Source organism: Bradyrhizobium sp. CCGB01, assembly GCF_024199795.1.
GTDB lineage: Bacteria > Pseudomonadota > Alphaproteobacteria > Rhizobiales > Xanthobacteraceae > Bradyrhizobium.
Genome location: NZ_JANADK010000001.1, coordinates 6272374 through 6285474 on the forward strand (window position 1 = coordinate 6272374; position 13101 = coordinate 6285474).

Consider the following 13101-nt stretch of genomic DNA (forward strand, 5'->3'; position numbering starts at 1 on the left):
GGGAGGAAACAATGCCTAAAAAGACTTTGCTCGCTCTGACCTTCGCCAGCCTTGCCTTCACCGGCCTCGCCTTCACGGCCCTTGCCCAGCAGCCCGGCATCAAGCGCACCCCGCTGCAGAAGATCGAATTTCCGGACGGTTACACGACCGTCACCGCCATCGCCGAGGTCCCGCCAGGCGGCGCCGCCGGCCGGCACACCCACCCCGGCGTCGAGACGGGCTACGTTCTGGAGGGCGAAGTCGAACTGCTTGTTGACGGACAGCCGGCAAAGCAGTTGAAGGCGGGCGATTCCTATGTGATCCCGGCGGGCGTCGTGCACGACGCCAAGACTCACGGCGATAAGCCTCTGAAAATAATAGGTATTTATATTTTCGACAAAACCAAGCCGCTGGCCACGCCGGCGCCTTGATGGTGCGGCGAACCGACCGGGCCCAACCGGGTTGGTTCGTGCTAGAGCGGGCGGCGAGCGGAACCCTGCTCGCTGCACATATTTTAATCCGCGGGAACCGGAGAGCGATGCGCGGGAAAGCCAGGACCATTTCACTGCCGCGCCGCCTGATTTGCGACCTCATGCGCGCGTCGATGGACGTGCCGTTCGTTTCGCTCTCCCGTTCGCTCGATATCCGCCCCCTGCTGGAGGCCCGCGCGGGCGCGATGGAGCCGGCCGGCTGGGCCGCGATATTCGTCAAGGCCTTCGCCATCGTGGCCAGGGACGAGCCGGTCTTGCGCACCGTCTACGCCAAATGGCCCTGGCCGATGCTCTACGAATTGCCGAACAGCGTGGCGTCGGTAGCGATCGCCCGGGTCGAGGACGGCGAGGAATGCGTGATGCCGCAGCGAATCGCGGCCCCCGAGGCCATGGCGCTGGCCGCGGTCGATGCCGAGATCCGGCGCGCCAAGACGGCCCCGATCGAGGACGTCCCGATGTTCCGCAAGATCATGCGGGCGACCCGCCTGCCGCTGCCGCTACGGCGCCTGTCCTGGGCGATCGGGCTCAATTTCGGCCGACAGCGGGGCAACTGGTTCGGCAGCTTCGCGGTGAGCTCGGTGGCCGCCTATGGCGGCGGCGAGCTCCATCCGGTCACGCCGGGCCCCTACATCGTCAGTTATGGGGTGGTCGAGCCCGACCAGACCATCCATGTCGTCATCCGCTGGGATCACAGGGTCACCGACGCCGCCCCGATCGCCCGGGTTCTGACCCGGCTGGAACAGGTCCTGAACACTGAAATCGCTGCCGAATTACGGACGGCAGGCCCGAAGCCGATCCGGGCCGTAGCGACCTGATTTTACGGCCATTCGCATTGACAGAACGGCCTACATTCCCCTAAAAGCCGCCTGCTCGCGGGCCGATTTCGGCCCGCGAAGCGTTTCGCGACCCGTGGTCCTGTCCCCTATGCTTTGGGGATCGGACCTGTCGGTGCCGGGCCCAGCCCGTCACACAGGAGGGCGCGTTTCCTCAAACCATGTACCTGAAGAGGACGCGATGACTAAGCGCAGTGAGGCGAAGTACAAGATCGATCGCCGTATGGGCCAGAACATCTGGGGCCGCCCGAAGAGCCCCGTGAACCGCCGCGAATACGGCCCCGGCCAGCACGGCCAGCGCCGCAAGGGCAAGCTCTCCGACTTCGGCGTGCAGCTGCGCGCCAAGCAGAAGCTGAAGGGCTACTACGCCAACATTTCCGAGCGCCAGTTCCACGGCATCTATGTCGAGGCGAGCCGCCTCAAGGGTGACACCGGCGAGAACCTGATCGGCCTCTTGGAGCGTCGTCTCGACGCGGTCGTGTACCGCGCCAAGTTCGTCTCCACGATCTTCGCCGCGCGCCAGTTCATCAACCACGGCCACATCAAGGTGAACGGCCGCAAGGTCAACATCTCGAGCTACCAGCTCAAGGTCGGCGACGTGATCGAGGTCAAGGAAGCCTCCAAGCAGCTCGCCCACGTGCTCGAAGCCAGCCAGCTCTCCGAGCGCGACATTCCCGATTATCTCGAAGTCGACCACGGCAAGATGACCGCGAAGTATGCGCGCATCCCCGGCCTCTCCGACGTGCCGTTCCCGGTGCAGATGGAGCCGCATCTGGTCGTCGAATTCTATTCGCGCTGATAGTTCGGCAGATCGACATTCAAAGGCCCCGGTTTTCCGGGGCCTTTTCGTTTGGTAACATGCCATCGATGTCTCGCATGGCCCACCAGTTCGCCAACTCTCTGCCTTCGGCAACGCCAACTGAAGCGGCGCTTCGAGCGTGGGAGCCCCTCTCCCGCGATGAGCAGATCTGCCGATATCAGGGGCTGTTCGCTCTGCCTGATTGCAATATCTTCACAGCCGGCACGCCAGACCAAATCCTCCTCGCCGCGCGACAGCGCGTCGCTCAACGTTCTCGTGGCTAGTACAGGTCATCAGGACACGCACGCAACACGTCGCAATTGTTCGACCAAATGACGAGACCAGCCATGCTCTACACCCCTCCCCCGATCGATCCCAAAGCGCCGCCGGTGCGCATCAATCTGCTCTCGGACACGCAGACCAGGCCGACGGCTGCGATGCGCGAGGCGATGGCGCGGGCCGAGGTCGGCGACGAGCAGGTCGGCGACGATCCGACCGTGAATGCGCTGTGCGAGCGCGTCGCCGCGCTGCTCGGCAAGGAGGCCGCGGTCTACATGCCCTCGGGCACGATGTGCAACGTCACGGCGACGCTGGTGCATTGCCGTCCCGGCGACGAGATCCTTGCCCACGAGACCGCCCATATCATCGCCCGCGAAGGCGGCGCGCATGCCGCGATCGGCGGCTTCCAGGTCACGCAATTGAAGGGACCCGACGGCCAGTTCACGCCGGAGACGTTCCGCAAGGCGCTGCACCCGCGCACGCGCTATCAGCCGCCGCAGACCGTGGTCAGCGTCGAGCAGACTGCCAATATCGGCGGCGGCACGATCTGGAAGAAGTCCGCGCTCGACGAGATCGTCGCGATCGCCAAGCAACATGGCCTCATCACCCACATGGACGGCGCGCGCCTGCTCAACGCCACCGTGGCGAGCGGCATCTCCCCGCGCGACATGACCGCGGGGTGGGACTCCGCCTGGATCGACTTCTCCAAGGGGCTGGGTGCGCCGATCGGCGGCGTGCTCGCAGGCTCGCGCGCTTTCATCGACGCGGTCTGGCAGTGGAAGCAGCGCCTCGGCGGCTCGATGCGGCAGGCCGGCGTCTGTGCGGCCGCCTGCATCTACGCGCTCGACCATCATGTCGACCGCCTCGCCGACGACCACGCCAATGCGCGCGCCCTGGCCCGCGGGCTGTCGCAGATCGCGGGCGTCGAGGTGCAGGAGCCCGAGACCAATCTCGTGTTCTTCAAGCCTGACGGCGCCGGCATTCCCGGCGACAAGATGGTTGCCGCACTTCGTCAGCGCGGCGTGACGCTCGCGATGATGGACGGCCGCATCCGCGCCTGCACCCATCTCGACGTCAATGCGAGCCAGATCGAGGAGACGATCGGGCACGTGCGCGAGATCGTGCGCGGGGCGTAAGGCTCCGTCTCGTAGCCCGGGTGAGCGCAGCGATACCCGGGACGTCACTCGCGGTGACCCCGGATGTCGCTTCGCTCATCCGGGCTACAAGCAAACCGCGATCACCGCCCCATCGCCTGATAGATCAGCGTCTTCAGCGACAATTGAATCCGGCCGCGCTGTGTCGGGGTCTGCACCATGAAGATCCCGAACAGATCGTCTTCGGGATCGATGAAGAAGAACGTGCCGCCGACGCCGTCCCAGCGATATTCGCCAAGCGGCCACGATGTACCCGATGGCACCGAAGTGCGCACGGCAAAGCCGAGGCCGAAGCCACTCGTCTCGCCTGGGTAATAGTTCTGGTCGCGTGCGATCTTCGTCCCGGGGCCGATGTGGTCCGACGCCATCAGGGCGATGGTCTCGGGCTTGAGATAGCGCCGGCCTTCATAGGTGCCGCCATTGAGCAGCATCTGCGCAAAGCGGGCGTAGTCGCCGATCGTGCCGACCATGCCGCCGCCGCCCGATTCCCATTTTACCGGCCGTCTGATGTCGCGAACCGGCGTTGTCGGGTTGATGTTGCGATCTTCCGGCATCGGCTCGGCGATGCGCGGGAATTTGGCGGGATCGGCGACGAAGAACGCCGTCTCGGTCATGCCGAGCGGATCGAGCAGCCGCTCCTTCTCGAACTGGAGCAGCGTCTTTCCCGAAACCACCTCGACGACGCGGCCAAGCACGTCGGTGGAAAAGCCGTAATCCCACACGGTGCCCGGCTGCTCGACCAGCGGCAACCTGGCGATCTTCGCGGCGAAGTCGGCGTTGCTGAGATCGCTGTTGAAGAGATTCGCGTCGGCATAGAGCTCGCGCACCATGCCCCCGCCATACCAGCCGTAAGACAGGCCGGAGGTGTGGCGCATCAGGTCCTTGATCGTGACCGGACGATTCACCGGCTCCAGCGCCATCGAAACCTTGCCGTTCTCGGCCTTCTTCTCGACGCCGACCTTCATGCCGGCAAAGGCCGGAATGTATTTCGAGACGGGATCGTCGAGCGAAAGCTTGCCCTCCTCGACCAGCATCATCGCCATGACCGAGGTGATCGGCTTCGACATCGAATAGAGCCGGAAGATCGTGTCCGCGCTCATCGACATCTCGGTCGCAACGTCGCGGACGCCGAAATTCTCGAAATAGACCGGTTTGCCGTGCTGCTGGAGCAGCAGGATGGCACCGGGGATCTTGCCGGTGACGATCTCGTTGCGGATGAAATCCGAGACCTTTGCCAGGCCTTCGGGCGAGAAGGCGCGCGCCGCGCGCCCCTCTGAGCCCGCTTTCGCACCGACGGCGCCGACCAGAAGAACGAGCGCCGCGATGATCGCGCGGCGCCCGGACCTGTCACTTCTCCATGGCTTCATAGACCAACTGCTTCAATGTCCGCTGCACGCGCTGGCGCTCGGTCGGGGTCTGCTCCAGCAGCACGAAGAACATGTCCTGCTTGGGGTCGATCACGAAATAGCAGCCGGAGGCGCCGTCCCACTTCAATTCACCGAGATCGCCGGGCGGCGGCGGCTTGGCGTTGCCGGGATCGGTGCGGACTGCAAGGCCAAGGCCGAAGCCAAAACCGTCGCCGGGGAAATAGAAATAATCGCGATCGACGCCGGAGTTCGGGCCGACCTGATCGGTCACCATCAGCTTGAACGTCTCGGGCTTGAGAATGGTCTTGCCGTCGAGACTGCCGCCGTTGAGCAGCATCTGCGCAAAGCGCGCATAGTCGGCCATGGTCGTGACCATGCCGCCGCTGGCGAATTGGATCTTCTTGACGACTGTCGGATCGTTGATCCGGCCGACCCGGAAATCGCTGTCGTTCGGCACCGGCTGCGCCAGCAGCTTCTGCTTCTCGGGGGCGGTGACGAAGAAGCCGGTATCGACCATGCCGAGCGGACCCAGCAGCTTCTCCTGCTCGATCTCGATCAATGGCTTGCCGGCCGCGATCTCCATCACGCGCGCCAGAATGTCGGTGGAATGGCCGTACTGCCAGAGCGCGCCCGGCTGGTTGTGCAGCGGCAGCTTTGCGATGCGCTCGGCGAACTCGGCGAGGTCGAAATCGCCGTCATAGATCTTGGCGTCCCGGTAGGCCTTGCGGACCAGGCTGTCGCCATAGAAGCCATAGGTGACGCCGGAGGTGTGGCGCATCAGGTCGAGCACGGTCATCGGCCGCGTGGGCGGCACCAGTTCGAGCGACTTGGAGCCGTCCTCGGCCTTCTTCTCGACGCCGACCTTCACGTTGGCGAACGAAGGAATGTACTTTGAGACGGGATCGTCGAGCTTGATCTTGCCGTCCTCGATCAACTGCACCGCGACGACGGAGGTGATCGCCTTGCTCATCGAGAACAGGCGGAAAATGGTCTTGTCCGTGATCGGCGCCTTGCTCACCACGTCCTGCACGCCGAAGGCTTCGCGGAAGACCGGCTTGCCATGCTGCTGGATCAAGACGGTTGCACCGGCGATCTTGCCGGTCGCGACCTCGTTCTTGAAGAACTCGCCGATCTTGGCGAGCTTGTCCTGATTGAAATGCGCACCGGCGGGAATCTCGTAGGTGCCTTCCGCCTGCGCGAACGACATCGCACCGAGCGACATCAACGCGCCATAGACCAACGAGCGCAGTCCAAAATGCAAAATCATATCCCCTCCCCGGAACATGGTCCGGCGGAGTGTACTGACCGTCCCATCAGGCACAAGGGCTGCTGTAGCGCGCCAAAACGTCCGTGTGGAGAGCGGCGCTTGTCTCCGAGAAACAACAAAATATGACGCGGGCGACCAGCGGCGCAGCCGGCAGCGCTTCAATGGTCGCATGAACGGCAATCTTCGCAGCCTGGTCGGCCGGGAAGCGATAGACCCCGGTCGAGATCGCAGGAAAGGCCAGCGAGTTCAGCTCGTTGGCCTGGGAGAGCTCAAGCGCGCGGCGATAACAGAAGCCCAGCGCCTCGGCTTCGCCGCGGCCACCACCGTGCCAGACGGGGCCGACCGCGTGGATCACATGGCGCGCGGGCAGAAGGTAGCCCTTGGTGATCCTGGCATCGCCGGTCGGGCATCCGCCGAGCGTCCGGCACTCGGCCAGAAGCTCGGGACCGGCAGCGTCGTGGATCGCACCATCCACGCCGCCTCCGCCAAGGAGAGACGAATTTGCGGCGTTGACGATGGCGTCAACGCCGAGTGTCGTGATGTCAGCGACGATGACCTCGAGCTCAGCGCCGCCGATCCGGCGCGTCAGCCGGGTCAAGCCTCAGGCCGCGACCGCGACGCCCTTCTCGGAGAAGAGCTGCTGCAGTTCGCCGGCCTGGAACATCTCGCGGACGATATCGCAGCCGCCGATGAACTCGCCCTTCACATAGAGCTGCGGGATGGTCGGCCAGTTCGAGTATTCCTTGATGCCATTACGCAGTTCAGCGGATTCGAGGACGTTGAGGCCCTTATAGCCAACGCCGATATGGTCGAGAATCTGGACGACCTGGCCGGAGAAACCGCACTGCGGAAATTGCGGCGTACCCTTCATGAACAGAACCACGTCGTTCGACTTCACTTCGTTGGCGATGAATTCCTCGATGCTCATATCCGTGTCCTTCCGGGGCGGAGCCCTCAACGATTCCTTCGGGTCGGCTCAGCCGATCTAACCCGATACCTGCCTATATATGTAGCCCAAACCGTTGTGCATCCAAAGTAAAATGGCGGCGAACAGCCGGCCAACGGCCCCTGGCCGGCCGGTCCAGGCCATGCCGGCCGCATTGCATGATGGAACGAATATCATCGCCGGGCAGGACTTTCATACCGTCACGGAGCCCCTATCTAGGACAAACCCAGGTTTTGGAACCGGGCAACGCCAACAACGTTCTCTTGTCCTGTCTGGAGAAAAACGTGACGAAACCAGCCTCCGCCACGGCCACCGCCCCGCTTTCGTCACTGTCGACCGATTTGGGCGGCCTCGCCCGGAGGCTGGAAGACGCGTTTCTTGCCGTCCGCAACGAGACGGAGCGCCGGGCGGCGCCGCTGTCGCCCGAAGACCAGCAGATCCAGTCCATGCCGGATGCGAGCCCGACGAAATGGCACCGGGCACACACCACCTGGTTCTGGGAGCAATTCCTGCTCGGCGAGCACACGACTGGCTACCGGCCCTTCCACCCCGACTTCGCGTTCCTGTTCAATTCCTATTACGTCAGTGCCGGCCCGCGCCATTCCCGCAATCACCGCGGCGACATCACCCGCCCCAGCGCTGAGCAGGTCGGCGCCTACCGAAAATACGTCGACGCGGCCGTCGTAAAATTCCTTCGGGAAGCCGGCGCGGACAAGCTTCGCGAGATCGCACCGCTGATCGAGGTCGGGCTCAATCACGAGCAACAGCATCAGGAATTGATGTTCACCGACATCCTGCACGCGTTCGCGCAGAACCCGATCCCGCCGGCCTATGATCCGGATTGGCGCTTCCCGGCTTCGACACGCGCGGGTGAGGACTGGCTGGCGCTGAACGAGGGCATCCACACCGTCGGCCATGTCGACGACAGCTTCCATTTCGACAATGAGAAGCCGGCGCACCGTGCCCTCGTCGGCCCTGTCAGGGTCGCACGCAATCTCGTCACCAATGGCGAATGGCTCGCCTTCATGCGCGACGGCGGCTACCGGACCGCAACGCTGTGGCTGATGGACGGCTCCGCCACCGTGAACAACGAGGGCTGGGACGCTCCCGGCCATTGGCGCGAGATCGACGGCCAGTGGCATGTGATGACGCTGGCCGGCCTCAGGCCGGTCGATCCCGACGCGCCGGTCTGCCATGTCAGCTATTACGAAGCGGATGCCTACGCGCGCTGGTCCGGAAAGCATCTGCCCACCGAGATGGAATGGGAGGTCGCGGCCCGCGCCGGCCAGCTCAACGACGCCTTCGGCATCGTCTGGCAGTGGACGCGATCGTCCTACTCGCCCTACCCCGGCTATCGCGCCGTCGAGGGCGCGCTCGGCGAATACAACGGCAAGTTCATGATCAACCAGCTGGTACTGCGCGGCTCCTCGCTTGCAACCCCGGAAGGGCACAGCCGTATCACCTATCGCAATTTCTTCTATCCGCACCATCGCTGGCAGTTCACCGGACTGCGGCTCGCCGACTACGACTAGTTCTCATCCGACGACAACCGCGCGCCGGACAGCGCGTTCAGGAGAGTATCATGAATGTGCACGCCAGCGCTTTGGCCGAAGCCCATCTCCCCGACGAGCAGACCACCGCATTCGCCCGGGAGGCCATCGGGGACCTCTCGCAGCAGCCGAAAAAACTGTCGCCGAAATATTTCTACGACGCGACCGGATCGGAGCTGTTCGAGGCGATCACGCGCCTGCCGGAGTATTACCCGACGCGCACCGAGCTTGCGATCCTGAAAGAGCGCGGCAGCGAGATCGCGAAGATCATTCCGGAGCATGCGGCGTTGGTCGAGTTCGGCGCCGGCGCGACCACAAAAGTCCGCCTGCTGCTCAACCACTGCAAGTTCGCGGCCTATGTGCCCGTCGACATATCCGGCGACTTCCTGACGGCACAGGCCGACGGCCTGAAGCGGGATTTTCCCTCGCTCGGCATCTATCCGGTAGCGGCTGACTTCACAACGCCGTTCGAGCTGCCCCGGGCAGTCGCGTCAATGCCCAAGGTCGGCTTCTTTCCCGGCTCGACCATCGGCAATTTCGAGCCGCACGAAGCCCAGGCCTTCCTGAAGAGCGCTCGCAAGATCCTGGGCAAGGGTGCGCAGATGATCATCGGCGCCGACCTCGAGAAGGAAGAGCGCGTGCTCTATGACGCCTACAACGATGCGGCCGGCGTCACCGCGCGCTTCAACCTCAATGTGCTCGTGCGGATCAACCGCGAGCTCGGCGGCAATTTCGACCTGTCCGCCTTCACCCATCGCGCGATCTACAATCGCGAGCGGCACCGCATCGAGATGCATCTGATCAGCAAGAAGAGCCAGACCGTGCGCCTGCTCGGCACCAGCTTCTCGTTCCGCCCCGGCGAGAGCATTCATACCGAGAACAGCTACAAATACAGTCTCGAGCGTTTTGCGACGCTGGCGCAGGGTGCGGGCTGGCGGGTGCGCGAAAGCTGGACCGATGCGGCGAAGATGTTCTCGGTACACGCGCTGGAGGTGGCGGAGTAGAAACTCCGGCGCGGCCAGAGCGGTTTGCTGCGGCCCATCCTTCGAGACGCCCGCTCTACGCGGGCTCCTCAGGATGAGGACGGAGTGCGCGGCAGCAGTCTCAACGGGCATCGATGCCGATTAGCCTCATCCTGAGGAGACCGCGGAGCGGTCGTCTCGAAGGACGAGGCGCGCGCTCGGGCGCTACCCCCGCGCGCGGTTCAATGCTCCTCGGCCTCTTCCGTCTTCGACCCCAACGACATCGACTCCCACACCGCGACCACGATCATGATCACGCTGGTCGCGACCGACAGCCAGAGCGGCGAGAGATCGGCGGCGAACCACCACAGCACCAGCAGCAGGATGATGCCGATGCCGTGCGAGAGCTGGAGGAAGCCGCGGATCGAATGCTTGAACAGGATGGTGCCGACCAGGAACACCAAGGGACCACCGATCGTGCTGACGATGGTGCGCACATCGGAGTGGCCGGTCGGGTGCTTCAGCACCAGCTCGTCCGACACCGCGGTCAGGATGATGCCGGCGATGATCGGCATGTGCAGATAGGTGTAGGCGAGCCGCGCCAGCCGGCCGGATTCGGTGGATTTCGAGATGCGCTCGGACCCGGCCTCCGCGCCCTTGTGGAAATAGACCCACCACATCGCGATCGCGCCGACCAGCGCGGAGACGAAGGCCAGCATGTTGCTGGCGGTCCATTCCAGCTCGGCGAAGGTCGCGCCGTTGACGACGACGGCCTCACCGAGCGCGATGATGACGAAGAGAGAGCAGCGCTCGGCCATGTGGCCGCCCTCGACGGCCCAGGCCTCGACCGACGAGAAGCCCAGCTTCGGGACCCAGAAGCGGACCGCCGGCGAGATGTATTCGATCGTCAGCGCCACGATCCAGAACCACAGCCGCGCCTCGTCATGCGCAAGGCCGCCGAGGATCCAGAAGATCGCGGAGCCGCAGAGCCAGACGAGGATGCGGATCGCATTGTGCCGGACGGCGGTCCGGTGGCGCGGGGTCGCGAACAGCCAGAAGGCGGTCCGTCCGACCTGCATGGTCGCGTAGGCGATCGCGAACCACAGGCCCCGTCCCTCGAAGGCTGTCGGGATCGTCGTCGACAGCACGAGGCCGCCCAGCATCATCAGGAAGAGCAGGATGCGGACCGGCGTCAGCTCGGGATTGAGCCAGTTGGTGACCCAGGCGGTGTAGACCCATACCCACCACACCGCGAGGAAGAGCACCGTGACATGCACCGCGCCGAGCGGCGTGAAATGGTGCAGCAGGGTGTGCGAGACCTGCGTGACGGCAAACACGAAGACGAGGTCGAAGAACAGTTCGGCGTTGGTGACGCGGCTGTGCTGGTTCGGCGCGATGACGCGAAACATCGCGCCGCGAGGATTGTCCGCAGCCATCGTCATCCCCCCGTCACGCGGATCAGATCAGGCCCCGGGGCTCCCGGGTACCCCGGTTTGCAGCGCCAGGGCATGCAGAACGCCGCCCATCTGGCCGCGCAGGGACTGATAGACGATCTGGTGCTGCTGGACGCGGGACTTGCCGCGGAAGGATTCCGAGATCACGGTCGCGGCATAATGATCGCCATCGCCGGCGAGGTCACGGATGGTCACGTCGGCATCGGGGATCGCTGCCTTGATCATCGCCTCGATATCGTGGGCGTCCATGGGCATTCGGGTCGTGCTCCTTGTCTCGGCTTTCAGTCTCGTCGTCGAATCGCTGCCGGGGTCCCCTCGCCGGCAGGGCAAACTTAGCGTGAACGGCCTTCTACGTCACGCTTTCCGGCACTATATCCCTGATCCCACCAGGATAAAGGCACGACAAAGTGCCGCGCGCGGCAGATTGATCGAAAAGGCGTGAAGTCATGAAGCTTCCAGGGCCCGACCACCCCATCACCATCACCCAAAACCCCCGCCGCGTCCGCGTCATGGCTGGCGACATCGTGATCGCCGAGACCAGCAAGGCGCTGACGCTGAAGGAGGCCAGATATCCGGCGGTGCAATATGTGCCGCGGGAGGACGCCAACATGGCTCTGCTCGAGCGTACCGACCGCGTCACCCATTGCCCCTACAAGGGTGACGCGAGCTATTACAGCGTCAAGGCCGACGGCAAGACGCTCGACAACGCGATCTGGACCTATGAGACGCCCTTCCCCGCCATGGCGGAGATTTCCGGCCATCTCGCCTTCTATCCGGACAAGGTGAAGATCGAGGAAGTGGGGTAGTCTCACGGCGCTGTGACGCCAGGGCAATCATGGATCGCCTCCTCTCAGTCGATGCAGGCCACTGATGCCGCACAAGGCCGGACGACTGATTGGGATCTCGTTGCTCGGAGCAACCGGCGTCGTCATCGCGGTGGTCGCCGCGGGCCTCGGGTTTCGTGCCTATCGCCAGCACCTTGCTGCGGAAACTCTCGCCATCCATTCCCCCATGGGGGTGCAGGAGGGCAGTTTCGTCGACGTCGGCGGCATCAGGCAATGGGTTCAAATCCGCGGCGAGGATCGGAACAATCCGGTTCTCCTGTTCGTCCACGGCGGGCCCGGAGGCACCACCTTGCCGATCACGTCGGGCTGGCGGCGCTGGGAAAAGCAGTTCACCGTTGTGCAGTGGGACCAGCGCGGCACCGGCCGCACTTACGGCGCCGCTGGAGATGCGCTCGCGCCGACCATGACATTGGAGCGAATGACTCGGGATGGTCTTGAGCTGACCGAATATCTGCGGGCGCATTTGCACAAGGACAGGATCATCCTGGTCGGCCATTCCTGGGGTTCATTCCTGGGAATTCACATGGCGAAGCAACGTCCGGAACTGTTCTATGCCTATGTCGGCACTGGCCAGGTGGTTGGCAGGACGACCTTCGAGAAGGCATTCGAGCTCACGATCGCGCGCCTGCAAACGCGGGCGGCGTCCACTGGAAACAGCGAGGCGCTGGCAGAGCTGGCGCCGGTCGCCGCACGGCCGACCATGACCCAGGAAAATCGCCTGATTGCGGAAAAGTGGAGCAGCGTGTTGGCCCTGCCGCCCGCCGATCGCCTCCAGCCGGCCGGCCTGATCCCGCCGCTCTTCATGCCGGATTTCTCGCTGCTCGACTGGTACTACTGGCGCAAAGGCGACGCCTTCTCCAAAAAGTATCTGACCGGGAGAGACGGTCCGATGTTTCAGCACGACATGGCTTCGATCGGATTCGAATTTTCGATACCCATGTTCTTTTTTGAGGGCGATGCGGATGGCGTGACGCCAGGCGGGCCTGCCGAGCAGTATTTCAACCAGATCAGAGCCCCGCATAAGGAATTTGTCTGGATTCGCGGCGGCGATCATTTCATTCCGTTCAACCGTCCCGATGAGTTTCTGGCGGAGTTGGCGGCCCGCGTAAGACCGTTCGCAGGCAATTGAGGGCGGTGCCTCCAGGTCGGCGCGCTGTCCCGATTTGATCGTCTGC

The 13101-nt window shown here is 64.0% G+C and carries 14 protein-coding genes; 8 read left to right on the forward strand and 6 right to left on the reverse strand.

Annotation, left to right across the window (positions count from 1 at the left end):
* Nucleotides 1-11 precede the first annotated feature (11 nt).
* The 4 genes from NLM25_RS29320 (at nt 12) to NLM25_RS29335 (ending at nt 3517) form a co-directional block, all read left to right on the forward strand.
* The gene (locus NLM25_RS29320) at nt 12-410 is read left to right on the forward strand and encodes a cupin domain-containing protein (protein WP_254139305.1); all 399 of its coding nucleotides are present in this window, start codon (nt 12-14) and stop codon (nt 408-410) included.
* A 107-nt stretch (nt 411-517) separates the two neighbouring features.
* The gene (locus tag NLM25_RS29325; RefSeq protein WP_254139306.1) at nt 518-1285 is read left to right on the forward strand and encodes an acyltransferase; all 768 of its coding nucleotides are present in this window, start codon (nt 518-520) and stop codon (nt 1283-1285) included.
* A 199-nt stretch (nt 1286-1484) separates the two neighbouring features.
* Nucleotides 1485-2102 (forward strand): 30S ribosomal protein S4, encoded by a 618-nt coding sequence (gene rpsD, locus NLM25_RS29330; protein WP_254121064.1) that lies wholly within the window; start codon nt 1485-1487, stop codon nt 2100-2102.
* 347 nt (nt 2103-2449) lie between these two features.
* Nucleotides 2450-3517, forward strand: a complete 1068-nt coding sequence (locus NLM25_RS29335; protein WP_254121066.1) for a low specificity L-threonine aldolase — start codon at nt 2450-2452, stop codon at nt 3515-3517.
* Between the two features lie 101 nt (nt 3518-3618).
* On the opposite strand, the gene NLM25_RS29340 is transcribed toward NLM25_RS29335, so the two are convergent.
* Genes NLM25_RS29340 through grxD form a run of 4 tightly spaced genes read right to left on the reverse strand, consistent with a single transcriptional unit; the run spans nt 3619 to nt 7097 of the window.
* Nucleotides 3619-4902 carry a serine hydrolase gene (locus tag NLM25_RS29340; RefSeq protein WP_254139307.1) on the reverse strand — a complete coding sequence of 428 codons (1284 nt, stop codon included), beginning with the start codon at nt 4900-4902 and terminating at the stop codon, nt 3619-3621.
* Complete coding sequence (locus NLM25_RS29345) at nt 4883-6169, reverse strand: serine hydrolase (protein WP_254139308.1); 1287 nt, start codon at nt 6167-6169, stop codon at nt 4883-4885. Before NLM25_RS29345 ends, NLM25_RS29340 begins: the two co-directional genes overlap by 20 nt.
* 46 nt (nt 6170-6215) lie before the next feature.
* Entirely contained in the window at nt 6216-6767 is a 552-nt protein-coding gene (locus NLM25_RS29350) for an O-acetyl-ADP-ribose deacetylase (protein ID WP_254139309.1), read from the reverse strand.
* Between the two features lie 3 nt (nt 6768-6770).
* Nucleotides 6771-7097: a Grx4 family monothiol glutaredoxin gene (grxD, locus tag NLM25_RS29355; RefSeq protein WP_254121080.1), complete on the reverse strand. Its 327-nt coding sequence runs from the start codon at nt 7095-7097 to the stop codon at nt 6771-6773.
* Between the two features lie 251 nt (nt 7098-7348).
* Here grxD and egtB point away from each other — a divergent pair, with 251 nt between their 5' ends.
* Together egtB and egtD are read left to right on the forward strand one after the other, a co-directional pair.
* A complete protein-coding gene (gene egtB / locus NLM25_RS29360) occupies nt 7349-8647 on the forward strand; it encodes an ergothioneine biosynthesis protein EgtB (RefSeq protein ID WP_254139310.1) in 1299 nt (432 codons plus the stop codon).
* Nucleotides 8648-8697: 50 nt separating this feature from the next.
* A complete protein-coding gene (egtD, locus tag NLM25_RS29365) occupies nt 8698-9669 on the forward strand; it encodes an L-histidine N(alpha)-methyltransferase (protein ID WP_254121084.1) in 972 nt (323 codons plus the stop codon).
* Between the two features lie 200 nt (nt 9670-9869).
* Here the strand turns inward: egtD and NLM25_RS29370 are convergent, their stop codons facing one another.
* Nucleotides 9870-11063, reverse strand: a complete 1194-nt coding sequence (locus NLM25_RS29370) for a low temperature requirement protein A (protein ID WP_254139311.1) — start codon at nt 11061-11063, stop codon at nt 9870-9872.
* Nucleotides 11064-11090: 27 nt separating this feature from the next.
* On the reverse strand, nt 11091-11336 hold the full coding sequence (locus NLM25_RS29375; RefSeq protein WP_254121086.1) for a BolA family protein: 246 nt from the start codon (nt 11334-11336) through the stop codon (nt 11091-11093).
* Nucleotides 11337-11527: 191 nt separating this feature from the next.
* Between NLM25_RS29375 and NLM25_RS29380 the strand changes: the two genes are divergently transcribed.
* A complete protein-coding gene (locus NLM25_RS29380) occupies nt 11528-11887 on the forward strand; it encodes a DUF427 domain-containing protein (RefSeq protein WP_254139312.1) in 360 nt (119 codons plus the stop codon).
* A gap of 64 nt (nt 11888-11951) precedes the next feature.
* Nucleotides 11952-13055, forward strand: coding sequence for an alpha/beta fold hydrolase (locus NLM25_RS29385; protein WP_254139313.1), 1104 nt, complete (start codon nt 11952-11954; stop codon nt 13053-13055).
* The last annotated feature ends 46 nt before the right edge of the window (nt 13056-13101 follow it).